Here is a 26314-nt window from a genome sequence, read left to right on the forward strand (position 1 = left end):
CGGGGGTGCCGATGAATTGCTGCCTCTAGCCCTGCCCGAAGTGCGCGCCGAACAGCAGCACCTCGGCCTCGGGCGGGGAGACCTGGAGCGAACCGCCACTCTCGGCCACAAGGCTCTGGACGAGATGCGCTGCCGCCGAGCGCGGGGTAAGTCCGTCGACGGGCAACTCGCCCTCGAGCGCATTGCGCAGTTCCGGGTCGAGCACGATGCGCGGGCCGTCGGCGCGCACGACGATCTCGACGCGCTCGCCGTCCGCCTCGGCGCCGATGTCGAGCCGACCGCCGCGCACCAGCGCGTCACCGGCGATCAGCGCGAGGTTGAGCAGCACCTTGATCGCCGGCTTGGGCAACTGCCCCGCCTCGATCATCCAGCCGAGCTGGAGCCGCTGGTTGTCGACGAACAGCCCCTCGATCGCCGCCTTCGCCTCGCGGGTATCCACCATCTCGCCGAAACCGCCCGCGGCGCCGAAGGCGAGGCGGAAGAACTTCAGCTTGTTGGCCGAGGCCCGCGCACTGTCGGCAAGCAGTTCGAGGCAGCGGGCGCGCATTTCCGGATCATGCTCGTCGGCGAGCAGTTCGAGCCCGTTGTTGAGCGCGCCCACCGGGCTGAGCAGGTCGTGACACAGGCGCGAGCACAGAAGGCTCGCAAACTCGGTGGGACTGGTCGGCAACGAAAGGCTCCCCTTTGGCAAGGCGCCTTGTGCCACGCCCGCGCTACGCGGCGCAAGGCAAGCGGTTCAGTCCGCGGCGAATACCGCCTCGATCGGGTCGAAGCGCCCGTGCAGCGCACCGTGCGCCACTGCCCGGAAGCAGCGGACAGCACCGCCCGCGACGATCACCCAGACGCGCCCGTCGGGATCGGCCATCGCCGCGTCGGTCGCCGAGGGCTCGGTCAGACCCGAAGGGTGCGAGTGCCAATAGCCGAGGATCGCCGGCCCGCCCGCCCTTGCCGCCCGGTGTGCGGCAAGGAGGTGCGCGGGATCGATCTCGAACCGCTTCGCCGGTTGGGCGGCGACATTTGCGGCGACGGTCGCAACCTCGACAAGGTTGCCCGCGCCGAGCAGCAGGCCGCACGCCTCAAGTCCGCCTGCCGCAACCGCAGCACCCAGCATGATGGCCTCCGCGCCCCTTGAAATCGTTACACCTGCCACCCACTTTACCTACAAGAATGGACCGGGGGGTTTCCACCATCGAAGCGACGATTTCAGCGGCCGCGGACGGCTGGCGGCTCGATCGTGCGCTCGCCGACGCGGTGCCCAGCCTGTCGCGCGAGCGGCTGAAGGCGCTGATCGCGGCGGGCGCGGTGGCGGGCGATGCTGGGCCGGTGCGCGATCCCGCGCGCAAGGCGGTGGCGGGCGCGCAGTTCCGCGTCGATGTTCCCGCCCCGACGCCCGCGCACAACGAGGCGCAGGCAATCGACCTTAGCATCGCGTTCGAGGACGAGCATCTGATCGTCGTCGACAAGCCCGCGGGCCTCGTCGTCCATCCCGCCGCCGGGAACCTCGACGGCACGCTGGTCAATGCGCTGCTCCACCATTGCGCGGGGCAGCTATCGGGCATCGGCGGCGTCGCGCGGCCGGGGATCGTCCACCGGATCGACAAGGACACCTCCGGCCTCATCGTCGCGGCCAAGCACGACCGCGCTCACGAGGGGCTGGCGCGGCAGTTCAAGGCGCACAGCATCGACCGCCGCTATCTGGCGATCGTCGCCGGTCGCCCGCTGACCGGCAGCGGCACCATCGAGGCGCGGCTCGGCCGGTCGAGCGCCAATCGCAAGAAGATGGCGATCGTCGGCGGCGAGGCGGGCAAGCACGCGATCACCCATTGGCGGCTCATGACGGCGCTTACCGACGCGGCTTTGGTCGAATGCCGGCTCGAGACCGGACGCACACATCAGGTGCGCGTCCACATGGCCTCGATCGGCCACCCCTTGCTCGGCGATCCGGTGTATGGCAAGAGTAAGGCAGTGCACCGGCCTATCCTCGAAACTCTGGGTTTCCGCAGGCAGGCGTTGCACGCGACGCGCCTGGGGTTCATCCATCCTGTGACGGGCCACGCCCTGTCCTTTGACAGCGCGATGCCCGGCGACATGCAGGAACTGTTCAACCGGCTTGTCGTATAGCCTTAGGGCTGAATTGCCGCGGCGTACCCGCGACAGCGATAATGCCCCATCGATAAGGGAGATTTGGTCATGGCAAGCGGCAGCAACGTCCCCGCGACGATCCCCGCGCTCGGCGGCGAGGCGAGCCTTAACCGCTATCTGTCCGAGATCAAGAAATTCCCGATCTTGAGCCCCGAGCAGGAGTATATGCTCGCCAAGCGCTTTCAGGAGCATCAAGATCCCGAGGCGGCGGCGCAGCTCGTCACCAGCCACCTTCGCCTCGTCGCCAAGATAGCGATGGGCTATCGCGGCTACGGCCTGCCCGTGTCGGAGCTCATCTCTGAGGGCAATATCGGCCTGATGCAGGGCGTGAAGAAATTCGAGCCCGACCGCGGCTTCCGCCTCGCCACCTATGCGATGTGGTGGATTCGCGCGAGCATCCAGGAGTTCATCCTGCGCTCGTGGAGCCTCGTGAAGATGGGCACGACGGCGGCGCAGAAGAAGCTGTTCTTCAACCTTCGCCGGATGAAGGCCAAGCTCGATGCGTTCGAGGACGGCGACCTCCACCCCGACGACGTGGCGAAGATCGCCAAGGACCTGGGCGTCACCGCCGAGGAAGTCGTCAGCATGAATCGCCGCATGGCGATGGGCGGCGACACCAGCCTCAACGTGCCGATGCGCGAGGATTCGGAGAGCCAGTGGCAGGACTGGCTCGCCGACGACGAGCCGCTCCAGGATCAGCGCGTCGCCGAGGCGCAGGAGGCGGACGTCCGCCACACAATGCTGGTCGAGGCGATGGACGACCTCAACGAGCGCGAGAAGCACATCCTGACCGAGCGCCGCCTGACCGACGATCCCAAGACGCTGGAGGAGCTCAGCCAGGTCTATGGCGTGTCGCGCGAGCGCGTCCGCCAGATCGAGGTCCGCGCATTTGAGAAGCTGCAGAAGGCGATGATGCGCCTCGCCGGGGAGAAAAGGCTGCTCGCGGTCGGCTAAACTCCTCCCGAGCCGGGGGAGGTGGCACGCGAAGCGTGACGGAGGGGGCGGGCCGCAGACAATGCGTTCGTGGCAGCCCCCTCCACCGCCCTGCGGCGGCCCTCTTGTCCCGGGGAGGATCAGAAGCGTTTCGAGAGCCCCACATACAGCTGCAAATCATCGGCGTCGTCGTTGAGCCCCAGATTGGTGCCGGCGTCGAATTGCAGATTGGGGTCGGGCCGCCAGCCGCCCGAGAACGCCAGTACCATCGGCGTCCCCTGCCCCGCCGGGTCGTCGTCGCGATCGACCGCCAGCTCGATTCCGAACAGATGCGTTTCAAAATCCGCGGTCAGCCCCGTCACAAGCCCGTAAGCGAGGTGCCGCCCGCGCCGGTCCTGATCGACCTCCGCAGCGATGCTTGGAGTAAGGCCGAGCGACAGCGGCCCGCCCAGATCGACCTCGACCGGCACCAAGAGGCTCGCTGACCAGTCGCCCGCGCCGATCGCCGCGCCGCCGAGCGGCAACGTCGCGCGGCCGAGGACCGACAGGGCAACGCCATCGCCGTCGACCACCCCCTTGAGCACCCCGACCGTCACGTCGCCGATCCCGGAGACGCTTTCGACCGCTCCGTCCATTCGCCCGCGCACATGGCCGAACGCGGTCCAGCCGAGTTGCAGCTCGGTGCCGCCGCCGATGCCGATCCGCGTCAGCACGTCGCCCGCGACGATCGTGTCGGTCCGCGCGCCGCCCTCGCGATCGAGCGTCCAGCTCACCGCGCCGAGTTCGGCCACGACGCGGCCCCGCTCGGTCACACAGGGCGGCGTGCCGACGCCCGGCCGGTCGGCGCAGATCGGCTCGTCCTGCGCGGGCGCGGGTGCGGCAACCGCGGTCAGCGCCGCCAGTAGCGGAAGATCACGCCTCTTCACGGGTCACGCGCGCGACTTCCTCGACCGTGGTCAGCCCCGCGCGCAGCTTGGCGATGCCGTCGTCGAGCAGCGACGGATTGTCCCCCCGCGCGTGGCGCTCGAGCTCGGCCTCCGACGCGCCGTCATGGATCATCGCCTGAAAGCGGTCATCGATCGCTACGACCTCGTACAGCCCCGCACGCCCGCGATAGCCGTCGCCGTGGCACGCCTCGCAGCCCTCGGCGCGCCAGATGGCCTCGCCAGGCGAAAGCCCGCCGCCGACCAGCGCCACGTCGCCCGGCGTCGCCACGTCTTCCCGCCGACAAGTCGGGCACAGTCGCCGCACCAGCCGCTGCGCGCACAGCCCCACGACCATCGGCGCCAGCAGATAGCGCTCGACCCCCATGTCGATCAGCCGCGTCACCGAACCAACCGCCGAATTGGTATGGAGCGTCGAGAGCACGAAATGCCCCGTCATCGCCGACCGTACCGCGACCTGCGCGGTTTCCTGATCGCGGATCTCGCCCACCATGATGACGTCCGGGTCCTGGCGCAGGATCGCGCGGAGGCCGCGGGCAAAAGTCATGTCGGTGCGCGGGTTGACCTGCGTCTGGGCGATGCCGGCCAGTTCATATTCGATCGGGTCCTCGACCGTCATCACGTTGCGCTTGCGGTCATTGAGGCGGGTGAGCGCGGTGTAGAGCGTCGTTGTCTTGCCCGAGCCGGTGGGCCCGGTGACGAGCAGGATGCCGTGCGGCCGCTCCAGCAATCGCGTGAACACGTTGCGATCGCGTTCGCTCATCCCGAGACTGGCGAGGTCGAGCGTCATCGACCCGCGTTCAAGCAGGCGCATCACCACCCGCTCGCCATGCTGAGTCGGGATGGTCGAGACGCGCGCATCGACATCGTGCCCGCCGATGCGCAGCGTCACGCGCCCGTCCTGCGGCACGCGCTTCTCGGCGATATCGAGCTTGGCCATCACCTTGATGCGGCTGACGAGCAGGGGCGCGAGCGCCCGCTGCGGCTCGACGATGTCGCGCAGCACGCCATCGATGCGGAAACGGACCACGAGGCGCTTCTCCTGCGTCTCGACATGCACGTCCGACGCGCCTTCCTTGATCGCCTCCAGCAGCAGCGCGTTGATGAGGCGGATGACGGGCGAATCGTCACGGCTGTCGAGCAGGTCATCGACCGCAGCCGCTGAATCGGCCAGCGCGGCAAGGTCGGTGCCGTCGATCTCGAAATCCGCCGCCTGCGCCGCGCGATCACCGTACGAGGCACCAAGCGCGGCATCGAATGCGTCGTCGCCGACGGGCACCAGCCGCGCGGCGGGGGCGATGCGTTGCACTTCCAAGAGCGCGTCGAGCGGGGCACCGGTGCGATAGACGCATTCCGCGCCATCGGAACTCTCGCGCAGGACGACGCCGTGGCGGCGCGCGAAACTGTAAGGGAGCATCGCGGTCATGGCGCGAAGCTGATCTGCGCCTCGACCATGCCGACGGTCGGGCGTTTGACGATACGCGCGGACGTGACGGCAAGGCCGGAGGAGCGGTTCACGTCGGCGAGCCAGTTGATCACCTTGGCATACTCCCCCTCGGCGACGACCGCACGCACGCCGTTGCCCGCGGGCTCGACCGCAACGGACAGCGCCTGTGCCTGCGCCGCGGCCTGGACGATCTCGGCCGGGCTGCCGGTGCGGCGCTGGCCCGGCGACGGCGGCTGGAGCGTGCCGGCAGCGCGGATGCGGGCGGAAAGCGTTTCGTAGGTACGGATATCGGCCTGTGCCTCGGCCCGTGCGGCCTGAAGCGGCTTTACCACGCCATAGACCAGCACCGCACCCGCCAAGAGCACGCCAAGCACGGTCAGCAGCACGCGCTCACGCTGAGAAAGCGTTGCCCACCATGCCTCGAACCGGGCAATGGCGGCGTCCAGCCGGGGATCGCGAAGCTCGATCTTCATGCGCCCCTCGCCGTCAGTCGGAGGCCGCCGTCGGGCAACGTCGTCACTGTCCCCGACAGCCGCGCGTCGGTGAGCGCGCCGTTGATCCGCCCCGCCATGCCGGGCGCCAGCGCATCGACGTCGATCACCAGCGCGCTCCCCTGGAACCCGATCGATCGCACCGCCACCTGTCCATTTATCGGCGCGAGCACCGTGGAAACGCGCGAGAGCAGCGGCAGGAAGGCGCTGTACCTCTTCGGCTCGGGCAGGAGGTCGGCGACGGTGCCCGCCAGATCGTCGGTGCCCGTCGGCACGCCCGGAGCAGCGCTGGCGACGAGCATCCGCGTATCGTCCTCTCGCCGATCGGCGATCGAGCGGAGCATCAGCGTGTCCGCCGCGGCGATGCCGACATGCGCGGTCAGGCCGATCGCGCCGACCCAGAACAGCCGCCGTCCCCAGCCGGGCAGCGTCGCCGTGCGCCGCCGCGCATAGGCGCCCTGCCGCAAGTCGAGCGCCGGCTCGGCGATTCGGCGCGCCAAAGAGAGATCGCCAAGCTCTGCCGGCAGTGCGCCCATGTCCGCCGGCAACGCCACGCCGTAATTGCGGATCGCCGGCCGCCCCGCCGCTTCCCAGGCGGGACGCAGCATCGGCGCGGGAACCGCGAAACCCGTGCCGTCGCCGCTCCGGACCACCGCGCGCGTCTCGCCCAGTTCGACGGCCCACTCACCCGCATCGGGACGCGGCAGCGCAAGCGCGTCGGGCACGAAGGCGGCATTGGGATGCCCCGCCGCCGCGGCTTCCTCGATCCACGCCTGCATCTGCGCGTGGCGGACGACGCCCACGAGGAAACGACGCGGGGCCAGTTGCGTACCGAGCGCCAGATGCACCGCGTCGAGCGGATCGGCGATCATCTCCTCGACCGCGAAGGGCAGCGCCTCGATCCGCTTGGCCCGCGTCGGGAGCGGCAGGTCGACGGCAAGCAGGCGCACCGCCTCGCCCGGCACCAGCATGGTTGCCGCGCCCGCCCCCTCGGCTATGATGAGCGCCGATGGTGCGGGGGCAGCTGTCACATTGTTTTCATCGAGGCGACGCATGGGGCGGCGATGCACATCCTTTTGAAACAGTTTCATGACAGCCGGCGCGGTACGGCGCAATCCGTGCCCGAGAGCGAAGCCGGACTGACCCTTGTCGAAATGATCGTCGTGCTCGCGATCATCGCGCTCGTCGCCGCGCTGATCGTTCCCAACGTGATCGGCCGCCCGGATGAGGCGCGCGTGACCGTCGCCAACACCGACATCCGCACCATCTCCGCTGCGCTCAAGATGTACCGCCTCGACAATGGCGGCTACCCCACGACGGCGCAGGGGCTGAAGGCGCTGGCCGAGAAGCCGACGACGCCGCCCCTTCCCTCCAACTGGTCGGGCGAGGGCTATCTTGGCGAGGTGCCGCTCGATCCCTGGGGCAACCCCTATGCCTATACGTCGGAGGGCAGCGGCTTCACGCTCAAGTCGCTCGGCAAGGACGGCAAGCCCGGCGGCGAGGGCCTCGACGCGGACCTCGACGGCAAGAAGTAGGACGTGGGCCGGATGGCCTTTCGCTTTGCCCTTGCCCGGTCTCCGGCGGAGGCCGGGGCCCAGCTGGGAAACAGTCATTTCAGGGTTCGGCGGCTCGCGACTGATCCCCGGCCGGCGCCGGAATGCGGCGAAGACGTTCGACACCTCGCCGCCGACGCCGGCATGACCCTGATCGAGATGCTGATCGTCCTTTCGATCATCGCCGTCGCGGCCGGCGCGGTGACGCTCGGCATCGGATCGGCGTCGCGGGCGCCCTCGGTGGGGAGCGAGGCGCAGCGGCTGGCCAACCGGCTTCAGGCGGCCGCCGATGACGGGATGCTGGGCGACAGCCTCGTCGCCTTCACCGCCGAGAAGACCGGCTATGCTTTCGCCCGGTTCGACGGAACGACGTGGCAGCCGCTCAGCGGCGAGGCGATGGGCTTTCACACGCTACCCGGCGGCATGACGATGCGCCTGTCGGCGCGCCCGCCGATCGTGCTGGGACCGGAGGGATCGGGCAAGCCGCTGACCGCGGTCATCACCGCGCCCGGCCAGACCAGTACCGTCGTCTATGACGGCCTCACCGCCCGCGTCATGCCCGCGACATGAACGAGGAGGGCTTCTCGCTGATCGAGGCGCTGGTTGCGCTCGCGATCCTCGCCATCGCCACGGTCGGCCTCGTCCGCACCGTCGAGACGCATATCGATTCCACCCGCGCAATGGAGGGGCGGCAGGCGGCGATGTGGGTAGCCGAGAACCGCCTGGCCGAACTGGAGGCGCGGGCGGGCGGCGCTAACCAGGTCGAGATGCTGGGCCGGCGCTGGCGCATCGCCGTCGCCGAGCGTGCGACCGCCGACCGCGAGATCCGCCGCGTGCGCATCGACGTGTACGAAATGGACGGACCGCCGGGCGCCTCGCCGCTTGCATCGCTCGACGGATTCGTGGACGCCGGGCCGGCATGAAGCGCACGCTCGACCTCACCCCGCGGCAACAAAGGCTGGCGCTCGACCTCCTGACCGGAGCGATGGTCGTGTCGGTCGCGTTCGCGCTGGCCGGACTGACGTGGCGGCTGGCGGGCCATGCGGGCCAGGGCGCGATCACCGTCCCCTCGGGCGCGCGGCCCGTGCCGCCGCCGGACCTTTCGCCGGCGCTCGGCTGGCAACCCTTCGGCCAGGCAGCGCAGACCGAGCAGGCGCAGCCGACCGGCCTCGCCTTCGTCCTGAAGGGGGTTGTCTTCGCGATCCCGCAGAGCTTCGCCGTCGCCTATGTCAGCGAGAATGGCGGGCCGGCGCGCGCGGTTCGCGTGGGCGAGGCGCTGGGCGGCGCGACGATCGATTCGATCCAGCGCGACCGCATCATCCTGTCGAACGCCGGGCGGCTCGAATATCTCGCGCTTCCCGATCCCGCCACGCCACCGCCCGTGCCCGGCGCCCCTGCGACGGCCCCCGCCCCCGGCCCGAGCGGCAACGTGCCGTTGAGCGCGCCGCCGCCGCCTCCGGCCCAAGGCCCCGCGGCGCTGCTCCAGCGGCTCGACGCGACGCCGACCGATGGCGGCTACCGCATCGGCAGCGGCTCGGTGCCGGGCATGCGCGCGGGTGACATCGTCCAGTCGGTCAACGGCCAGGCGCTCGGCCGCGGCGCCGCCGACCAGGCCGCCTTCGCCGCCGCGCAGGCGAGCGGCACCGCGCAAGTCCAGATTCTCCGCGACGGCAAGCCGATGACGCTGACCGTCCCGCTACGCTAGAGACATGACGTGACCCACGCTTTCCGCCGCCCCCTTCTCGCCTGCGCCCTCGCCGCGACCGCACTGTCACCGCTCGCGGCACAGCAGCCGCCGGGCGACATCGTCGTCAACATGCGCGGGATCGAGATCGCGGACGTCGCCGACCAGATCTCGCGCCTGACCGGCCGCACGCTGATCCTCGATCCCGCGGTCAAGGGCGTCGTCACCGTCACCTCGGCCCAGCCGCTGTCGGCCGAGGGGGTGTGGGAGCTGTTCCAGTCGGTGCTGCGCGCTAACGGCTTCGCCGCCGTCCGTTCGGGCCGGGCATGGCGGGTCGTACCCGCCGCCAATGCAGTGCGCGACGGCGGCGTGCGCCGCTCGGCCTCAGGCCAGGAGTTGACGACGCGGATGATCCGCCTGTCGAACGTGCCGGCGGCGGAGGCCGCACGCATAGCTCGGCCACTGGTCGCCGCCTTCGGCTCGGTCGAGCCGCTCGCCAGCCCCAATGCGATCGTCGTCACCGATTATGCCGACAATGTCCGCCGGATCGAGGGGCTGATGCGCAGCCTCGACGGCGGCGGGGGGCAGAGCTTCGCGACGATCCCCCTGCGCAACGGGTCGGCGGCCGACGTCGCCGCCGCCATCGGCCAGGTACTGGGAGAGGGCGACGCGCGCGTGGCGGGCGATGCGCGCAGCAACATCGTCGTGGTGCGCGGCACCCCGGCGGCAGTGGCGGAGGCGCGGCGGATCGCGCTGTCGCTCGACACGCCGGGCGGGGCGACGCCGATCACCCGCACCTTCCGCCTCAACTATGCCGATGCCGAAAGCGTGACCGAGGTGCTGCGCGGCGTGCTGGGGCAGGAGGCGGAGGCAACCAATCCGATCGCCCAGAGCCTCCAGTCGCGCGGCACCCGCGGCGGCCTCGGCGCGCAGGCGAACCGCAGCCCGACCGCCGCGCTCGCCGGCCTCGTCAACAGCAGCAACCAGCAAAACCTGGGCGCGGCGGGCGGCATGAACGGTGCCGGCGGCACGGGCGGCGCGGGCATTTCGACCGTCGGCCAGACCGAGCGGGCGCAAACGCCGCAGGGCTTCTCAACCCCCGAGCTTACCGTTCAGCCCGCGCCCGACATCAACGCCATCGTCGTGCGCGGCACGCCGAGCGCGATGGCGGGCATGGACCAGCTGATCGCCGACCTGGACGTCCGCCGCCCGCAGGTGCTGCTCGAGGCCGCGATCGCCGAGATCACCGGCGACGAGGCCGAGCGGCTGGCGATCCAGATCGGCAGCGCCGGTACCGTGCTCGACGGGGTCGAGGGGGTGGCCACCAATTTCGGATCGCCCAGCACCGGGGTCGTCGGTCTCGGTACGATCCTCACTGCGCTCGGCGTGCCCGTCGGGCAGGTGCTCGGCAACGGCATCACCGGCAACGTGGCGTTCGGCAACGACTTCTCGATCCTCGTTCAGGCGCTTGGCACCTCGACCAAGGCGAACCTGCTCTCCACCCCGTCGGTGACGGTGCTCGACAACAAGATCGGCGAGTTCGTGGTGGCACAGGAAGTACCCTTCCTGACCGGCTCGGTGCTGACCAACCAGAATGGCGCGACGCCCTATAATTCGATCGAGCGCAAGGACGTCGGTATCACCCTGCGCGTCCTGCCGCGCGTTAATGCCGGCGACACGATCCGGCTGGAGGTCAGCCAGGAAGCCTCGACCATCGCGCAGACGCAGCTCAACCAGGCCGCCGACCTCATCACCAATCGCCGCGCGATCAACACGACGGTGCTCGCCGACAATGGCCGCACGATCGTGCTCGGCGGGCTCATCAACGATGATTATATCCGCCAGCGCAGCCAGGTGCCGATCCTGGGCGACATCCCGCTGGTCGGCGAACTGTTCAAGTCGCGGCAGGAACAGCGGCAGAAGCGGACGCTGTTTATCTTCCTCAAGCCCACGATCCTGCGTGATCCCGACGCCACCGCCGCGGCGGCTGCCGAGCGCTATCAGCGCCTGCGCGGGATCGAGGCGTCGACAACCGAAAAGGGGAGCCTGCTCCTCAATCCCCCCGCCCCGCGCCTGACCGTCGAGATCGACGGCATTTATTGATGTTGCGGCGGGTCGCGCTTGCCATCCCGTTGATCGTGGCCGGCGTGATCCTGGGCAAAACATGCCAGTATCTGGCGGTCGATCTGCTTGGCGGCTCCCTCGGCTTCGAGCTTTCCTCGCTCATCGGACTGGCACCCGTCATCGCCCTATTGCTGCTTGCGAAGCGCCGCTGGCCGCACCTGCTGAGGCTGCGCCGCGCCTAGTCGGCCAGGGTCACGCGGGCGGATTGCGTCCCGCGCGTGAAATACGCGGCATCGATCGCCAGGCTGCGCAACTGCCAGCCATCCACCCCTTCCCCCGGCCGCAGCGTGCGTACCCCGCCGTCTTGGCCGCGGACCATCGCAACGGCATCGCGGTCGAGGCGGCCGACGATGCCGACGAGTTCGGGCGCGTCGGCGGGCGGCTCGGCCTCGGCCGCGTCGAACAGCGGGCGGTCGAGCGCAGCGGAAAGCGGCGGTGGCGCGTTCCATGCGACCGGCTCGGGCGGGGTCGTCATCCCGTCGGGGCGCCAGATCAGGCGCGGCCCCAGCGCAGCCGCGGGGATCGCGACCGCCAGCAGCGCCAGCGCGGTCAGCGTCGCGCGCCGGTTCATCGCCATGCCACCGCCACGCTGCCCGACAGCCGCACGCCCCCGGCGGTCGCCTCCAGCCGCCAGCGTTCCCAGCGCGCGCCCCTCGACTCGCGCTCGATCGCGTCGGCGACCGCCAGCACCGCCTTTTCCGGCCCCGACAGCGACAGGTCCAGGCGCGCGAGGCCGGGACCGACCGGCGCACCCGCCCCCGCGCGCTCGACCAGCACGCCGTTGCGCTTGGCTCCGTCGCGAATGCGGGCCGCGACCGCCGCCGCCGCGGCGCGGGCCGACGGCGCCTGCAGCCGCCATGGCGCGTCGGCGAGCCGATCGATCGGTGCGGCCTCGGCCCGCGCATCGGCGGCGATCGCGCGGGCCGCATCGAGCCGCGCGAGCGCGTCGCCCGCCCCGCTCCACGCCAGCGCCGCCAGCGCCAGTCCCGCGCCGCCGCCGATCCAGACCGCGCGGCTCATGGCTCGCCCTCGACCGACACGATCAGCACGCCGTCGCCGCGCCGTTCCCCGACGGCACGCAGCCGCGCCGCGCCGCCCGCACGCGACAAGGCGGCGCGCAGCCGGTCGGGATCGGCGGTGGCGATCTCCATCTCCAGCGCCGAATCGCCGCGCTCGCGATCGAGCGACAGCGAGACGAGTCGCGCCTCGGGCGGCAGCAGGCGGGCGACGCGATCGACCGTCGCGGCGAAACCCGTCGGCCCCAGCCGCGCCAGCGCATGCCGCTCGGCCCGACTCGCATCGGTCGATACGTCATCTGCGGGCGGGGGCGAGACGCGCGCCGTCAGCCAGTCGGCGCCCGCGATCGTCAGGATCGGCCCCAGCGGCAGCAGCAGCGCCAGCGCCCAGCCGATGGTTCGCCCACTTGCTTTCGTTGCCGGCCGCTGCGCCGCCTTGCCCAACCGCTCGACGAGGCTGGGTGCAGGATCGGGCGGGGGCAGCGTCGCGGGCTCCATCGGCGCTGCGCTTAGCTTTGAACGGACAAGCGATCCAGCATCGCGGCGACTGTCGCAATCGCGTCACATCACTGACGCAGGGCGGTAACGCATTGTGCATGCGCGCGTAAGCTGGCACCGCCACAGGCAACAGGGGACCGGGGGCTCGCCTGCCCGTCAGGACGCTATGGGGAATGAATCGAATGAGCGACATGCTTGAACTCGAGTCGGGCTATACCGACGGCGATATCGACACCAATCCGACCTACAACCTGTCGCTCAACGAGCTGGTCGAGGCACGCTACTCGCGTCGTGACACGCTGAAGAGCGGTGTGTCGGCTGCGGCGATCGCGGTCTTCGGCGGCGCGGTGCTTGCCGCCTGTGACGACAATGGCAGCGATGGCGATGGCAACAGCGCGCCCGTCGTGACCGCGGGTTCGAGCGGCTCGTCCTCGTCGGGCCGGCTGGTCACGCTGACCAGCACCGTCACCGACGACGGCGGTATCGTCACCTCGGCCTGGACGCAGGTGTCCGGTCCGACCGTCTCGCTCACCAACGCCAACACGCCGACCGCGACCTTTACTGCGCCGGCGGTTTCGGCCGCGACCCCGCTCGTCTTCCGCTATGTCGCGACCGATCAGAGCGGGCTCCAGGCCTCGGCCGAAACGACGGTCAACGTGACGCCCGCGGCGCTCGGCTTCACCGCCGTCGCCAAGAACAAGAACGACGTGGTGACGGTGCCCACGGGCTACAGCGTCAGCATCCTCACGCGCCTGGGTGACCCCATCGCGCAGTCGACCGCCGCCTACAAGAATGACGGCACCGACACCGATTTCGCCAACCGCATCGGTGACCATGGCGACGCGCTCTATTACTACGGCCTCAACGCCGATGGTGCGCGCGACGACAACAGCAACATCCGCGGCCTGCTGGCGCAGAACCACGAGAACCTCAACGTTCAGTATCTCCACGCCAACGGCCCGACCAACGTGTCGGCCGGCCCACGCCCTGAGGCCGAGGCGATCAAGGAGATCGAGGCGCACGGCGTCTCGGTGGTCGAGGTGGTGCAGGGCAGCGCCGGCTGGGCCTATGTCCAGAACAGCACCTTCAACCGCCGCATCACGCCCAACACGCCGGTGGAGATCCGCGGCCCAGCGCGCGGCAATGCGCTCCTCGTCACCGCCTATTCGACCGACGCGACGGCGGGCCGCGGCACGATCAACAACTGCGCCAACGGCCATACGCCTTGGGCGACGCTGCTGACCTGCGAGGAGAATTGGGCCGGATACTTCCGCCGTCCGCGCGCCGCCGACGATGCGCGCCGCACGGCAAAGGAATTGACCGCGCTGATCCGCTACGGCGTCACCAGCACCAACGGCAACTATGCCTGGGCCAGCGTCACCCCCGCCAATGCATCGAGCACCATCTTTCGCAAGTGGGACGCGCAGGCGACGGGCAGCTCGGCCAGCGCCGACTATCGCAACGAACCCAATCAATATGGGTGGGTGGTCGAGATCGACCCCTATGACAAGACCAAGGCGCCGCGGAAGCGCACCGCGCTCGGCCGCATGAACCACGAGGGCTGCTGGCCCGGTCCGTTCGTCGCCGGTCGCAAGCCCGCCTTCTACATGGGTGACGACGCGCAGAACGAGTATCTGTACAAGTTCGTGTCGGCGACGCCGTGGGTCGCGGCGGATGCCAACGCGGCCGACCGGCTGGCGATCGGCGACAAGTATCTCGATACGGGCACGCTTTATGTTGCCCGGTTCAATGCCGACGGCTCGGGCGAGTGGCTGCCGCTGGTGTTCGGTCAGGGTAACGTGACGAGCACCAATGCGACCTATGCCTTCGCCGACCAGGCCGACGTTGTGACGCATGCGCGCATCGCCGCCGACGTGCAGGGCGCGACACGGATGGACCGCCCCGAGTGGACCGCGGTCAATCCGGTCAATGGCGAGATGTACCTGACCCTCACCAACAACTCGTCGCGCACCGCGGCCAATGCCGATCCGGCGAATCCGCGCTCTTATCAGGACCCGCCCAGCACCTCGCGCGGCAACCGCAACGGCCACATCCTTCGACTGCGCGAGACCGGCGACACGACCGAGGCAACGAGCTTCACCTGGGACATCTATGTGTTCGCCGCGGGATCGGACCTCGACGCGACCAACATCAACCTGTCGGGCCTGACCGCCGACAACGATCATTCGAGCCCCGACGGCCTGTGGTTCGGCCGCCCCTCGAACGCGTCGGGCCAGGTCAATCCGCTGCTGTGGATCCAGACCGACGACGGCGCCTTCACCGACGTCACCAATAACCAGATGCTGGCGGCCTTCCCCGGCCGGGTGGGTGACGGCGGCACTCGGACGGTGACCAACACTGCCGCCGACGGCACCACCTCGACCGTGGTCACGCGGATCGGTGCGGCGCCGGGCACCAACCTGCGCCGTTTCCTCGTCGGCCCGATCGAGTGCGAGATCACCGGCGTCGATTCGACCCCCGACGGCCGCACGCTGTTCGTCGGCATCCAGCATCCGGGCGAGGGCGGCACCCCGGCGGCGCCAACCAGCAAGTGGCCCGACAGCCAGGGCGGCTCGACCAGCCTGCCCGCGACGACGCGCCCGCGCTCGGGCGTGGTCGTGATCCGCAAGAACGACGGCGGTATCGTCGGGCTTTAAGCCTGGCGAAAGCGCACAAACGAAAGGGGGGAGGCCTGGTGGCCTCTCCCCTTTCTCTTTTCGTCCCCCCCCCCCGGACCCTTCAACAGGCTCTGGCCAGGGTTGATCCGAACCGCTTCTTCCCCCTTCGAGCCGACCGAAGAGAAACGGACTCCCGGATCAAGCCCCGGACGACGTGGGTCTCGCTTTACTTTCTTGCTGCGGCGCCGGCGCTGATGACGCTGGCGTTGCCGTCGGCTTCGATTGCGACGACGTGGCTTGCCCCATCGGCGCACTTGGCGCGGTAGGTCAGGGTTTGGCCCTTAATCTGCTCGCTCTCGATTACCTTCTCACAGGCGATGTTCGCGTCCTGGATCGCGCGGATCATGACGATGTTGCGCTGGCCGACGGACAGATCCAGCACCGCCGCCTGATAGTTGAGCGACGCCTCGTTCCCCGCCGCCGCCTCGTTCGCCGTCGGCGCAGGCGCGCTCGTGCCACCGCCGCACCCCGGCAGCATCGCCGCGCCCGCCAGCGCGACCCCGATCCGAACCATCGTCAGCCCTCCTTGCTATTGCCGGGCGCATATGCCCTCAGAAACACCGCCGTCCCTCGGGCGGCGCGCGCGACGATTGCCGCGTGCGGGGGCCGCTCGATGAGGCCGAGCTTGAGCTGAAAGTCGCAGAACCCCTTCCACAGCGCGGTCAGGTCCTCGGCCGCGAGTTCGGCATCGTCGACCGCGACGATCCCCTCGGCCGCTGCCTCGTCGATGATCGCGGCCAGCGCACTGCGACACTTGCCAGGCGCTACCTCGAAGAACCGGCGGGCGAGTTTCGGCGATTGGGCGATTTCGCCCGAGATCAGGCGGTCGAAGCGGACATGGTCGGGTTCGAAGAGCATGTCGAGCAAGGCGGTGCCGATCGCAGTCAACCGGTCGGCAAGCGGCATCGGCCCATCCAGGCTCGGCTCGAACAGGGCGTTCATCCGCCCCATCTCCACACGAACCACCTCCTCGAACAGTGCTTCCTTGTCGCCGAAGCGGTTGTAGAGCGTCACCTTTGACACTCCGGCGCGCGCGGCGATGTCCTCGATCGTCGAGGCGTGGAAGCCCTTTTCGAGAAAGCTCTCGCGCGCCGCCGACAGGATCGCGTCGTCCTTGGCCGGATCGCGGGGCCGGCCCGGCCCGGCACGCCCGCGGATCACGCCGCAGCAGCTTGCCCCGTCAACCAATTCGATCGCTCTCGTTCATCGCTCGCCTTAAAAATCGAAGCGGGCGCAAAGGTCGCCCCTTACGCCCGCTCTTCGTCATATAGGCGCAAGGCTCAATACTGATAGGCCTTGGGAAGCGTTCCCTCCTTGGGATCAAGATAGCGGTCGCGCAGCCGCGTCTGGCGGTTGACGAGCGGCTGCTCGACCCCATCGACGAACACCGCGGTCGCCGCCGAGCCGATCTCGAGCGGATCGCCGTCCCAGATCACCACGTCGCCGTGGCGGCCGGGGCGCAGCGAGCCGATTTCGGCTCCCATGCCGATCGCCTCGGCGGGCAGCGAGCTGATCGTCGCGAACGCCTGGCCCCAGCTGAGGCCCGCCGCCCCAGGCACCTTCGACAACGCGACCAGGTTGCCGGCATACTGCTTGACCAGCCGGGCCTGCCGCGCCTCGTCGTCGTTGATCGAGCCGATGCCGACGGTCACGCCCGCCGCACGCAAACGGCCGATGTTCGACTGGGTGGCAGCGAGCTGCTCGAAGCTGATCGGCAGATCGGCGAGCGCCGAAGCGATGACGGGCAGCCCGGCCGCCGCGATCTCGCGCGCCACGGTCCACCCCTCGGTCGCGCCGACGAGGACGAGGCGCAGGCCCGCGAACTCGCGCTTCAGCTCGATCAGCGTCAGGATGTCCGATGCGCGCTCGACATGGACGAGAAGCGGCATCTGACCCGCCAGCACCGGCACCAGTGCCGCCGCGTCGGCGCGGGTGAGCAGCGCGTCCTTGCCGCGATCGTCATAGCTTGCCGGATTGCGGCGATAGGCCTGTGCCTCGAACAGCGCATTGCGAAGCGTCGCCATTGCCGCCGCGCGGCTGCCGCCCGCACGCTGCGCACCGGTCTCGCCCCATTCCATGAACTGGAAGGCACGAGGGCGGGTCAGCGCGTTCATGTCGGCGCCGAGGTCGATGACCGCCCCCTGGCCCGCGAAGATCGAGCCGCGCGCGGCGGGCGCGACGACCGCGCGGGTGATCCCCTCGGCCCGGTTGATGGCGATCGGGCTCGCCTTGGGATTGACCGCCGGGGCGATGTCGAGCGCGGCGTTGAACACCGACGTCGCCGCCGAGGAATCGTCGGTGTCGCGTACGCCGTCGACCTCGACCACGCCCATCCGCGTGAAGCCGGCGACGATGCCCGGCGTCACCCAGCGTCCGCCCGCGTCGATCGTCCGCGCGCCGGCGGGGGCCGCTGCCCGGCCCGCCGACACGATGCGCCCGCCGCGGATGACGACGGTGCCGCCCTCGATCGGCTCCGACCCGTCGCCGATCACGACCTTGGCATTGGTGATGACCACGTCCTGCGCGGCGGCAGGGAGCGCGGCGGCGGTCGCCATCAGGACCGCGATTGCTTTCAGGCCGCGCATCACTTCACGTCTCCTTCACCGGGCTGGCCGAGCTCGAAGTCGGACACCGGGCGATGCTTGGGATTGTTCATGTCGTACATGAGTGCGCCGTCAACCCACACGCGCTCGGGCCGGGTATAGACGCTGAACGGGTTGCCGTTCCAAAGGACGACATCGGCCATCTTGCCCGGCTTGAGGCTGCCCGTCTGTTCGGCAATGCCGAGCGCGCGGGCGGGATTGTAGGACAGCCAGGTCCAGGCATGTTCGGGGGTGATCTGGAAGCCCGCACGGCGGCCCGCGGCCATCGCCTTGGCCACTTCCTGATTGAGCCGCTGGATGCCGTTGGCGTCGTCGGAGTGGATCATCACGCACGCCCCCTCGTGATCGAGGATGGCGAGATTCTCGTTCACCGCGTCGTAGCTTTCCATCTTGAAGCCGTACCAGTCGGCCCAGACCGCCGAGCAGACGTTGTTCGCCTTCAACAGGTCGGCGATCTTGTAGCTTTCGACCGCGTGGTGGAAGGTCGAAACCTGGTAGCCGAACTCCTTGGCCATATCCATGACGATGGCCATCTCGTCAGCGCGGTAGCAGTGATTGTGGACGAGAATCTCGCCCGACAGCACGCCGCGCAGCGTGTCGAGCTGGATGTCGCGCGTCGGCGCGTCGCCGCCGTCGGTCTCGTACTTGTCCCACTTGCGGCGATACTCGGCGGCCTTGGCCCACGTCGCGCGATTCACCGCGACATTGCCCATCCGGGTCGAGGGCATCCGCCCCTTCGACCCATAAACGCGCTTTGGATTTTCGCCGCACGCCATCTTCATGCCATAGGGCGCGCCGGGGAACTTCATTCCCTGCATCGTCCGGGCATAGACGTTCTTGAGCGTCACCGACCGGCCGCCCATCAGGTTGGCGGAGCCCGGCAGGATTTGCAGCGTGGTCACGCCGCCGTTCGCCAGCGCGCGGGCAAAGCCGGGGTCCTGCGGCCAGACCGAATGCTCGGCCCACACCTCGGCGGTAATCGGCGCCGTCGCTTCGTTCCCGTCCGAATGCGCATCGACCGACGGGCTCGGATAGTCGCCGAGGTGGCTGTGGACGTCGATGATGCCGGGCGTGACCCACTTGCCCTGCCCATCGATCACGTCGGCGCCGGCGGGGTCGAGGCTCTGGCCCACCGCGACGATCCGGCCGTCGCGGAACAGCACCTGCCCGCCCTCGATCTTCCCGCCCTCGCCATCGAGGACGGTCACGTTGGTGATGAGCGTCGGCCGACCCGGATAGGCGCGATAGGTCGAGGGGAAGGGATCGTGCGAATAGCCCTTGTTCATCCCCGGCGCGGGTGCCTTGGAACTGGACGCGGACTTGGCACCCCCGCCCCCCTGCGCGGCACAGCCGCCGAGCAGCGCCATGGCGGCGGCCGACAATAAGAGTCGCTTCACGTTATTCTCCCTGAACGATCCATCTGTTTATCAAGCGAAAATCTCTTCGAGCTCGCGGGTGCGCGCCCCCTCGCGCAAGATCACGATCTGGCGATAGGCGCTGGCGACCAGCGCGGGCGGCAAGACGGCGAGCAGCGACGAGACGAGCGCGAAACCGACCTGCGCTGCGATCTGGCCGCCGAGCAGCGCCGCCATCGCGCCGAGCATCGACTGGACCACCAGCGCGAACACGAACCCGAGCACGGCGAGCAGGAACAGCTGCCAGCGCACGCCACGGCTCAATTTTGCCGCGCGCGCGAACGCGGCGAACAGGCTCGGCCGCTCCTCGACCAGTACCGGGAGGACGAGCATCCAGACGCAGGCGAGGATGATTCCGGGCACGACGAAAAAGGCAAATCCAATGCCCACCGCGACCCAGTAGAGGACGCTCGTCAACATCGCCTGCGGCACCAGCGGCAGCGCCGCGGCGATCACGCCGCGGAAGTGCGGACGGCCGCCCAGCCCCTCCAGCGTCGCGGCGATCATGGCGAGCAGAAAGAACTGGTACCATGCGAACGCCAGCAGCGATCCGATCAGGCCGGTACTCAATACCGCTCCCGTTGTGAGCAGTCCCGGCGTGGCCGCCAGCGACACGAACAGCGCCGCGTTGGGCAACCCCGCGCCGACAAGCGCAAACCCCGCGAACAGCAGCGGCGCCTTTGCGATCGCACCGCCCGCGTCGCCGATGACACGGGCAAGCTCGAGCCGCGCGCCGCCGCGCAGCGCCATGACCACCGCGCCCGCGAACACGCCCGCGATCAGCAGGAAGCCGAGCCCGACGATCAAAATACGCGCACCCCTTTTCGGGACACCCCGCCCGCCTGCTTCGGCTTGGGTCAAATCGTGTCCGTTGCGACAAGGTGAAGCGAAACGGCTTGCGTGTAAACGTTCGAATTGCTTGGTTCGGGACCGAACGGGTGGGAGCGACAAGGGGTGCCGGCGACGACGATCGAACCCCGCGCCGTCGATGCTGCCCATGCCCGCGTGCGCGCCGATCCGTCGATCCAGTTCGACTTTCCCTGGCGCGCGGTCGACGCGCGGCAGCCGACGCCCGAATGGCTGCGCGCGCTGGGCGCCGCGCTCGACCGCTTCTTCTCGGCGCTGGGGCCGTTCTGGCAAATCGTGTTCTGGGTGCTGGTCGCGCTGATCGTCGCGGTGCTGGTCGCGAGCTTCTTCCCGCCGGTGCGCGACTGGCTGCGCGACCGGTTCCGCCGCCAAAGGCCGGCCGCTGTCGAGGCCGAGTGGCGCCCCGCCCCCGCCACCGCCCGGGCGCTCCTCGACGAGGCCGAGGCACTGGCCGCGGCCGGACGGTTCGAGGCGGCGGTCCAACTCCTGCTCCACCGCTCGATCGAGGATATCGAGCGCTGGCGGCACGGCCTCGTCCGCCCGGCGCGCACCTCGCGCGACCTTGCCGCCGAGCCGGCAATCCCCGAGCGGGCGCGCGGCGTGTTCGCCCGCCTTGTCGAGCTGACCGAGCGCGGCATCTTTGCCCGCCGCCCGCTCGGCCCCGCCGACTGGGACGCGGCGCGCGAGGCCTATCGGGCGTTCGCGCTTTGAGCGGCAATCCCTCCCCCTTCACGACGCGGACGGCGCTGATCCTGACGGGGCTTGGCGGGATCCTTCTCATCGCGCTGCTCGTGATGGCGGGGTTCGGGCAGGAGATCGAGGCGCGGATGACGCGGGTGCCCGGCCCCGTTGCCAAGGGTGCGACAGGGTTCCAGGCGCTGCACGACCTGCTCGCCGGCCTGCCGGGCACCCGGGTAACGCTGGCGCGCGAAAACGACGCGCTCGCCGCCGACAATCTCGTCATCGCGACGCCCGATGCGCAGATCAAGGCCGCCGATCTGGCCGCGCTGGTGCGCCGGCGCGAAGGCCGGCCGCTGCTCGTCATCCTGCCCAAATGGCAGACCGAGCGCGACGGGCTGTCGCCGACGCGCGAGCGGCGTGTGCGCGGATCGATGCGGCTGCCGGCGCTGGGCTCGATGCTGAAGGATGTCGTCCCGAATGCAGGCGTTACCCGCGAGGGGCAGCGCGTCCGCCGCCCCCTCGCACCGGGCTCGCCGCTCGCCCCCGTCGAGGAGCCGCAGACAATCTCGGGCAACGGCATCGAGCCCTGGATCAGCGTCCGCGGGCAGGGCGCGATGCTGGCGAAGCTGTCCGACCGGCGCATCTGGATCCTCGCCGATCCCGACCTCGCCAACAATTACGGGCTGCGCGACATCCGCAATGCCCGCGCGATCGTCGCCGCGATCAAGGCGATGAACGACGACCGGCTCGATGCCGTCGCCTTCGATCTGACGCTCCATTACCGGCCGGGCGACCGCAACCTCGTCAAGCTGATGCTGACGCCGCCCTTCGTCGCGGTGACGATCGCGCTCCTCGCCGCCGCGCTGCTCGCCGGCTGGGCGAGCGCCGCGCGCTTCGGCCCGCCGCGGCGCGAGGCGCGGGCGATCCCCTTCGGCAAGGCGGCGCTGATCGAGACGATCGCCGCGCTGACCCGCCGTGCCGGCCGGGCGGCGGCGGGCGGCCCCCGCTTTGCGGCGATGCGCGCCGAGCGGCTGGGCGCGCGGCTCCACGCCCCGCGCGGCCTCGGCGGCGACGCGCTTGCCGACTGGCTCGACACGCGCCGGCCGGGCTTTGCCGAGCGGTACCGCGCCGTCGCAAGGGCGACCGACGAGACGAGCCTGACCGACGCCGCGCAGGCACTCCACGATTTCACCAAGGAGCATGCATGACCCTCGACGAAGTGGCGGCGCTGGGCCGCGCGATCGACGCCGAAGTGGCCAAGGCGGTGGTCGACCAGTCGCCGACCGTCCGCCTGCTGCTCGTCGCCCTGCTCTCGGGCGGGCATGTCCTGCTCGAAGGGCCGCCGGGCACCGCCAAGACGCTGCTCGCGCAAAGCTTCGCGTGGACGCTCGGCCTCGATTTCGGGCGCATCCAGTTCACCCCCGACCTGATGCCCGGCGACATCGTCGGCGCGAACCTGTTCAATTTCCAGACCAGCGCCTTTGCGCTCACCAAGGGGCCGGTGTTCTGCGAACTCCTCCTCGCCGACGAGATCAACCGCACCCCGCCCAAGACGCAGGCCGCCCTGCTCGAGGCGATGCAGGAACGCTCGATCACCCTCGACGGCCGGACCGAGCGGCTGTCCGACCGCTTCACCGTCGTCGCGACGCAGAACCCGATCGAGCAGCAGGGCGTCTATCCGCTCCCTGAGGCGCAGCTCGACCGCTTCCTGTTCAAGATCGGCATCGACTATCCGAGCGAGGCGGCCGAGCGGGCGATCGTCGCGCAGTACGGCGCCGCCGGCGGCGTGCCGCGGGCGGCCGAACAGGGCGTGGCACAGGTCGCTGACGCCCCCGCCCTCGCCGCCGCGATCGAGGCGGTGCAGGGTGTCGGGCTGGTCGAGGAAATCGTCGGCTATGTCGTCGCGCTGGTCCGGGCGACGCGCGTCCATGGCGATCTCGCGACCGGCGCCAGCCCGCGCGCCGCCTCGGCGCTCGCCAGCGCGGCGCGCGCAGCGGCGGCGCTCGACGGGCGCGATTATGTGATCCCCGACGATGTGAAGGCGCTCGCCGCGCCGATGCTGCGCCACCGCCTGATCCTGTCCCCCGCGGCCGAGATCGATGGGCGGCGCGTCGACGACGTGGTGGCCGAGCTGATCGAGAGCGTCGAGGCACCGCGTTGATCGTTCCTACGCCCAGGGCGGCGATGCTGGCGCTGGTCGCGGCGCCCGCCGCGCTGGCGCTGGGCGTCGCCGCGCCGGGCAGCTGGGCGCTGGCGGTGCTGTGGGTGCTGGGCGTGGCACTGCTCGTGCTGGTCGACGGCATGCTTGCCTCGGGCCTGCGCGGACCGATCACCGTCACCGCCCCCGCCGCGGTGCCGGTGGGGGCCGATGTGACGCTCCGGCCCGAGATGGCGGGCGCGCCGAGCCTCGACTTCGCCGCCGAGGTCAGCGAGCCGCTGATCCGCCGAACCGGCTTTGCCTATCGCGCCGCGCGGCGCGGCACCGCGCGGATCGAGCGCGTCTGGGCGCGCGCACGCGGTCCGCTGGGGCTCGGCGCGTGGCAGCGCTCGCATCCGGCCGACATCGCCGTGCGCGTCACCCCCGACATTGCCGGCGTTCGCGAAACGGCGATGCGCCAGCGCTTCAACGGCCCGCAATTCGGCCAGCGCATGCGGCTGGAGGCGGGCGAGGGTCAGGAGTTCCAGGCGCTGACCGGCTTCCAGCCGGGCATGGCCCGCCGCACGATCGACTGGAAGGCATCGGCCCGCCACCTGTCGCTGCTGGCGCGCGAATATCGGACCGAACGCGACAATCCGATCGTCCTCGCCGTCGATGCCGGGCGCGTGATGGCCGAGCCGGTCGGCGGCGTGCCGCGCATCGACCGCGCGGTATCGGCAGCACTGCTCGCGGCGTTCGTCGCGCTCAAGTCGGGCGATCGCGCGCGCCTGTTCGCGTTCGATTCGAAGCCGCGCGTCGATTCAGGGAGTGTAAGCGGCCCGCGCGCCTTCGCCCGCCTCCACGCCCATGCCGCCGAGATCGACTATGGCGCGGAGGAGACCAACTTCACCCTTGGCCTCACCCTCCTTGACCAGCGGCTCGACCGCCGATCGCTGATCGTCCTTTTCACCGAATTCTCCGACCCCACCGCCGCCGAGCTGATGCTCGCCGCCGCCGGCCGGCTCCTCCGCCGCCACCGCCTGCTGTTCGTGCTGTTTCACGACGAGGAGCTCGCCACCTTTGCCGAGGCGCGGCCGACCAATGCCGACGATGTCACCCGCGCCAACGTCGCCCACACGCTGCTGCGCGAGCGGCGGATCGTCGTCGAGCGGCTGAAGCGGCAGGGGATCGACGTGATCGAGGCGGCGGCGGGTGACGCCCCGCTCGCGCTGGTCGAACGCTATCTACAGATGCGCGAGCGGCCATGACCGATGCGATCTTCACCCCCGACCATTTCCGCGCCGAGCGCGAGGGCGACTGGGCACGCCTCGAAAGCCTGCTCAATCGCGTCGAGAAGGGATCGGCGCGCAAGCTGTCCGAAGTCGAGCTGGTCGAGCTCCCGCGCCTCTATCGCGCCGCGCTGTCGGCGCTGTCGATCGCGCGCGCGACCTCGCTCGACGCCGACCTGATCGGTTATCTCGAACAGCTGTCGACGCGCGCCTATTTCCTTCTCTATTCGGCGCGCGAGCCCTGGGGGCGCTCGGTCCTCCGCTTCTTTGCGCGCGACTGGCCGGCGGCGGTGCGCGGACTGGTGCCCGAGCTCCTGCTCTCGGTCTTCCTCTTCTTCGCGGCGGCGGCGGCGGGGTACGCGCTGATCCTCGCCGATCCGGGCTGGTTCGATGCGATCGTGCCGCCGGGTGTCGCCAACGGCCGCAATCCGCAGGCGGGCGTGCAGTTCCTGCGCGGCACATTGTACGACGCGCCGCGCGAGGGCGGGCTGGAGATCTTCGCAACCGCGCTGTTCACGCACAATGCGCAGATCTCGATCCTCGTCTTCGCATTGGGCTTCGCCTTCGGGGTGCCGACGATGCTGCTGCTCGCCTCGAACGGCGCGCTGCTCGGGGCCTTTTATGCCGTCTACATCCCCAAGGGACTGGGCTGGGGCCTAACCGGCTGGCTGTCGATCCACGGCACGACGGAGATCACCGCGATCATCCTTTCCGCCGCGGCGGGCTTCCATATCGGCCGCGCCGTCGCATTTCCCGGCGAGCGCAGCCGCCTCGCCGCCGCCAAGGCGGCGGGCGAGCGCGCGGCACTCGTGATGATCGGCGTCGTCGTGATGCTGCTCATCGCCGGGCTGCTCGAGGGGTTCGGGCGACAACTGGTGCGCACCGACGACGGTCGCTTTGCGATCGCCGCAACGATGCTGGCGCTCTGGACAAGCTATTTCGCCTTCGGGGGCCGACGCCGTGGCGCGCGTTAAGGTCGGGCTCGGCCGCCGGTTGGTGACGCCCGAGGGCGTGGCGCTCGACCTGCGCCTCGCCAGCGCGGGGACGCGGGCGGGTGCGTTCATCGTCGATGCGCTGCTGATGCTCGGCATCCTCCTTGGCGTGACGCTGGCGCTGCTCGCCTTTCACGCCAGCTTTGGCGGGTCGCTGGGCAACGTCATGATCGTGCTGTGGCTGCTCGGCTTCTTCCTCCTGCGCAACTTCTACTTCATCCTGGGCGAGAGCGGCGGGCGGGCGGCGACGCTCGGCAAGCGGGTGATGAAGCTGCGCGTTGTCGCACGCGACGGCGGGCGGCTGACCGGCGGGGCGATCGTCGCGCGCAACCTGATGCGCGAGATCGAGGTGTTCCTGCCCCTTACCTTCCTCGCGGTCGCGGGCTCGCGCGGGATGGCCGATCAGTGGGTCGCCGCGCTCGGCCTCAGCTGGACGGCGCTGTTCCTGTTCTTCCCACTGTTCAATCGCGACCGGCTTCGCGCCGGCGACCTGATCGCCGGCACCTGGGTGATCGAGACGGGGCGGCGGCGGATCGGGGCCGACCTGATGCGCGGCGCCACCGAGCACCGGATCGAGTTCGGGCCCCATGAGCTGGCCATCTATGGCCAGTACGAACTGCAACGGCTGGAGGAGGTGCTGCGTCGCGGCGAGGCATCGGCGATGGCCGCGGTCGCCGACACGATCCGCGCCAAGCTGAACCGCTACGACGTGCCGGGCGACGAGGTGTTCCTCGACGCCTATTACCGTGCACTCCGCCGTCACCTCGAACGCCGGCTGCTGTTCGGCGTGCGCAAGCGCGACAAGTTCGACACCGCCTGA

The 26314-nt window shown here is 70.0% G+C and carries 29 protein-coding genes; 15 read left to right on the top strand and 14 right to left on the bottom strand.

The window, feature by feature from the left end:
• Positions 1-25: 25 nt before the first annotated feature.
• Together COC42_RS04885 and COC42_RS04890 are read right to left on the bottom strand one after the other, a co-directional pair.
• Positions 26-670, bottom strand: a complete 645-nt coding sequence (locus tag COC42_RS04885) for a histidine phosphotransferase family protein (protein WP_096342095.1) — start codon at positions 668-670, stop codon at positions 26-28.
• 66 nt (positions 671-736) lie between these two features.
• Positions 737-1111 carry a Mov34/MPN/PAD-1 family protein gene (locus tag COC42_RS04890; protein WP_096342096.1) on the bottom strand — a complete coding sequence of 125 codons (375 nt, stop codon included), beginning with the start codon at positions 1109-1111 and terminating at the stop codon, positions 737-739.
• 56 nt (positions 1112-1167) lie between these two features.
• On the opposite strand from COC42_RS04890, the gene COC42_RS04895 reads away from it, so the two are divergent.
• Positions 1168-2121 carry an RluA family pseudouridine synthase gene (locus COC42_RS04895; protein ID WP_096342097.1) on the top strand — a complete coding sequence of 318 codons (954 nt, stop codon included), beginning with the start codon at positions 1168-1170 and terminating at the stop codon, positions 2119-2121.
• Positions 2122-2190: 69 nt separating this feature from the next.
• Entirely contained in the window at positions 2191-3096 is a 906-nt protein-coding gene (rpoH, locus tag COC42_RS04900; RefSeq protein WP_096342098.1) for an RNA polymerase sigma factor RpoH, read from the top strand.
• A gap of 119 nt (positions 3097-3215) precedes the next feature.
• Here the strand turns inward: rpoH and COC42_RS04905 are convergent, their stop codons facing one another.
• From COC42_RS04905 to gspL, 4 genes are read right to left on the bottom strand one after another with little or no spacing between them, the layout of a single operon-like run.
• Positions 3216-4001, bottom strand: a complete 786-nt coding sequence (locus tag COC42_RS04905) for a transporter (protein WP_096342099.1) — start codon at positions 3999-4001, stop codon at positions 3216-3218.
• A complete protein-coding gene (gspE, locus tag COC42_RS04910; protein ID WP_096342100.1) occupies positions 3988-5445 on the bottom strand; it encodes a type II secretion system ATPase GspE in 1458 nt (485 codons plus the stop codon). The genes COC42_RS04905 and gspE overlap by 14 nt, the downstream gene beginning before the upstream one ends.
• Entirely contained in the window at positions 5442-5939 is a 498-nt protein-coding gene (gene gspM, locus COC42_RS04915) for a type II secretion system protein GspM (RefSeq protein WP_096342101.1), read from the bottom strand. Before gspM ends, gspE begins: the two co-directional genes overlap by 4 nt.
• Positions 5936-7012, bottom strand: a complete 1077-nt coding sequence (gene gspL, locus COC42_RS04920; RefSeq protein ID WP_096342102.1) for a type II secretion system protein GspL — start codon at positions 7010-7012, stop codon at positions 5936-5938. The genes gspM and gspL overlap by 4 nt, the downstream gene beginning before the upstream one ends.
• A 63-nt stretch (positions 7013-7075) precedes the next feature.
• On the opposite strand from gspL, the gene gspG reads away from it, so the two are divergent.
• From gspG to COC42_RS04950, 6 genes are read left to right on the top strand one after another with little or no spacing between them, the layout of a single operon-like run.
• Positions 7076-7492, top strand: a complete 417-nt coding sequence (gspG, locus tag COC42_RS04925; RefSeq protein ID WP_281253075.1) for a type II secretion system major pseudopilin GspG — start codon at positions 7076-7078, stop codon at positions 7490-7492.
• A gap of 12 nt (positions 7493-7504) precedes the next feature.
• Positions 7505-8080 carry a prepilin-type N-terminal cleavage/methylation domain-containing protein gene (locus COC42_RS04930; RefSeq protein WP_281253076.1) on the top strand — a complete coding sequence of 192 codons (576 nt, stop codon included), beginning with the start codon at positions 7505-7507 and terminating at the stop codon, positions 8078-8080.
• Positions 8077-8433 (top strand): type II secretion system minor pseudopilin GspI, encoded by a 357-nt coding sequence (gspI, locus tag COC42_RS04935; protein ID WP_096342105.1) that lies wholly within the window; start codon positions 8077-8079, stop codon positions 8431-8433. Before COC42_RS04930 ends, gspI begins: the two co-directional genes overlap by 4 nt.
• Positions 8430-9215 carry a type II secretion system protein N gene (locus COC42_RS04940; protein ID WP_096342106.1) on the top strand — a complete coding sequence of 262 codons (786 nt, stop codon included), beginning with the start codon at positions 8430-8432 and terminating at the stop codon, positions 9213-9215. The genes gspI and COC42_RS04940 overlap by 4 nt, the downstream gene beginning before the upstream one ends.
• Before the next feature lie 9 nt (positions 9216-9224).
• Positions 9225-11297, top strand: a complete 2073-nt coding sequence (gene gspD / locus COC42_RS04945) for a type II secretion system secretin GspD (protein ID WP_245843855.1) — start codon at positions 9225-9227, stop codon at positions 11295-11297.
• Complete coding sequence (locus tag COC42_RS04950; protein WP_096342107.1) at positions 11297-11500, top strand: hypothetical protein; 204 nt, start codon at positions 11297-11299, stop codon at positions 11498-11500. The genes gspD and COC42_RS04950 overlap by 1 nt, the downstream gene beginning before the upstream one ends.
• Here COC42_RS04950 and COC42_RS04955 read toward each other — a convergent pair.
• From COC42_RS04955 to COC42_RS04965, 3 genes are read right to left on the bottom strand one after another with little or no spacing between them, the layout of a single operon-like run.
• Positions 11497-11895, bottom strand: a complete 399-nt coding sequence (locus COC42_RS04955; RefSeq protein WP_245843856.1) for a hypothetical protein — start codon at positions 11893-11895, stop codon at positions 11497-11499. The genes COC42_RS04950 and COC42_RS04955 overlap by 4 nt on opposite strands.
• On the bottom strand, positions 11886-12338 hold the full coding sequence (locus COC42_RS04960) for a hypothetical protein (RefSeq protein WP_096342109.1): 453 nt from the start codon (positions 12336-12338) through the stop codon (positions 11886-11888). Before COC42_RS04960 ends, COC42_RS04955 begins: the two co-directional genes overlap by 10 nt.
• Positions 12335-12832 (bottom strand): hypothetical protein, encoded by a 498-nt coding sequence (locus COC42_RS04965; protein ID WP_096342110.1) that lies wholly within the window; start codon positions 12830-12832, stop codon positions 12335-12337. The genes COC42_RS04960 and COC42_RS04965 overlap by 4 nt, the downstream gene beginning before the upstream one ends.
• A 182-nt stretch (positions 12833-13014) precedes the next feature.
• On the opposite strand from COC42_RS04965, the gene COC42_RS04970 reads away from it, so the two are divergent.
• Entirely contained in the window at positions 13015-15489 is a 2475-nt protein-coding gene (locus COC42_RS04970) for a PhoX family protein (RefSeq protein ID WP_176484558.1), read from the top strand.
• Positions 15490-15676: 187 nt separating this feature from the next.
• Here COC42_RS04970 and COC42_RS04975 read toward each other — a convergent pair whose 3' ends face one another.
• The 5 genes from COC42_RS04975 to COC42_RS04995 form a co-directional block, all read right to left on the bottom strand.
• Positions 15677-16024 (bottom strand): hypothetical protein, encoded by a 348-nt coding sequence (locus tag COC42_RS04975; protein WP_096342111.1) that lies wholly within the window; start codon positions 16022-16024, stop codon positions 15677-15679.
• Positions 16025-16026: 2 nt separating this feature from the next.
• Entirely contained in the window at positions 16027-16671 is a 645-nt protein-coding gene (locus COC42_RS04980) for a TetR/AcrR family transcriptional regulator (protein WP_141395780.1), read from the bottom strand.
• 119 nt (positions 16672-16790) lie between these two features.
• On the bottom strand, positions 16791-18095 hold the full coding sequence (locus COC42_RS04985) for an amidohydrolase family protein (protein ID WP_176484559.1): 1305 nt from the start codon (positions 18093-18095) through the stop codon (positions 16791-16793).
• The gene (locus COC42_RS04990) at positions 18095-19480 is read right to left on the bottom strand and encodes an amidohydrolase (RefSeq protein WP_176484620.1); all 1386 of its coding nucleotides are present in this window, start codon (positions 19478-19480) and stop codon (positions 18095-18097) included. Before COC42_RS04990 ends, COC42_RS04985 begins: the two co-directional genes overlap by 1 nt.
• A gap of 60 nt (positions 19481-19540) precedes the next feature.
• The gene (locus COC42_RS04995; RefSeq protein ID WP_096342114.1) at positions 19541-20335 is read right to left on the bottom strand and encodes a hypothetical protein; all 795 of its coding nucleotides are present in this window, start codon (positions 20333-20335) and stop codon (positions 19541-19543) included.
• Between the two features lie 147 nt (positions 20336-20482).
• On the opposite strand from COC42_RS04995, the gene COC42_RS05000 reads away from it, so the two are divergent.
• Genes COC42_RS05000 through COC42_RS05025 form a run of 6 tightly spaced genes read left to right on the top strand, consistent with a single transcriptional unit; the run spans position 20483 to position 26314 of the window.
• Positions 20483-21106 carry a hypothetical protein gene (locus tag COC42_RS05000; protein ID WP_096342115.1) on the top strand — a complete coding sequence of 208 codons (624 nt, stop codon included), beginning with the start codon at positions 20483-20485 and terminating at the stop codon, positions 21104-21106.
• The gene (locus COC42_RS17590) at positions 21103-22284 is read left to right on the top strand and encodes a hypothetical protein (RefSeq protein ID WP_096342116.1); all 1182 of its coding nucleotides are present in this window, start codon (positions 21103-21105) and stop codon (positions 22282-22284) included. The genes COC42_RS05000 and COC42_RS17590 overlap by 4 nt, the downstream gene beginning before the upstream one ends.
• Positions 22281-23237, top strand: coding sequence for an AAA family ATPase (locus COC42_RS05010; protein ID WP_096342117.1), 957 nt, complete (start codon positions 22281-22283; stop codon positions 23235-23237). The genes COC42_RS17590 and COC42_RS05010 overlap by 4 nt, the downstream gene beginning before the upstream one ends.
• The gene (locus COC42_RS05015; RefSeq protein ID WP_141395781.1) at positions 23234-24481 is read left to right on the top strand and encodes a DUF58 domain-containing protein; all 1248 of its coding nucleotides are present in this window, start codon (positions 23234-23236) and stop codon (positions 24479-24481) included. The genes COC42_RS05010 and COC42_RS05015 overlap by 4 nt, the downstream gene beginning before the upstream one ends.
• Positions 24478-25476 (top strand): stage II sporulation protein M, encoded by a 999-nt coding sequence (locus COC42_RS05020; protein WP_096342119.1) that lies wholly within the window; start codon positions 24478-24480, stop codon positions 25474-25476. Before COC42_RS05015 ends, COC42_RS05020 begins: the two co-directional genes overlap by 4 nt.
• Positions 25463-26314, top strand: a complete 852-nt coding sequence (locus COC42_RS05025) for an RDD family protein (RefSeq protein WP_096342120.1) — start codon at positions 25463-25465, stop codon at positions 26312-26314. The genes COC42_RS05020 and COC42_RS05025 overlap by 14 nt, the downstream gene beginning before the upstream one ends.

It is taken from the genome of Sphingomonas spermidinifaciens (assembly GCF_002351485.1).
In the GTDB taxonomy this organism is placed as follows: Bacteria; Pseudomonadota; Alphaproteobacteria; order Sphingomonadales; family Sphingomonadaceae; genus Sphingomonas; species Sphingomonas spermidinifaciens.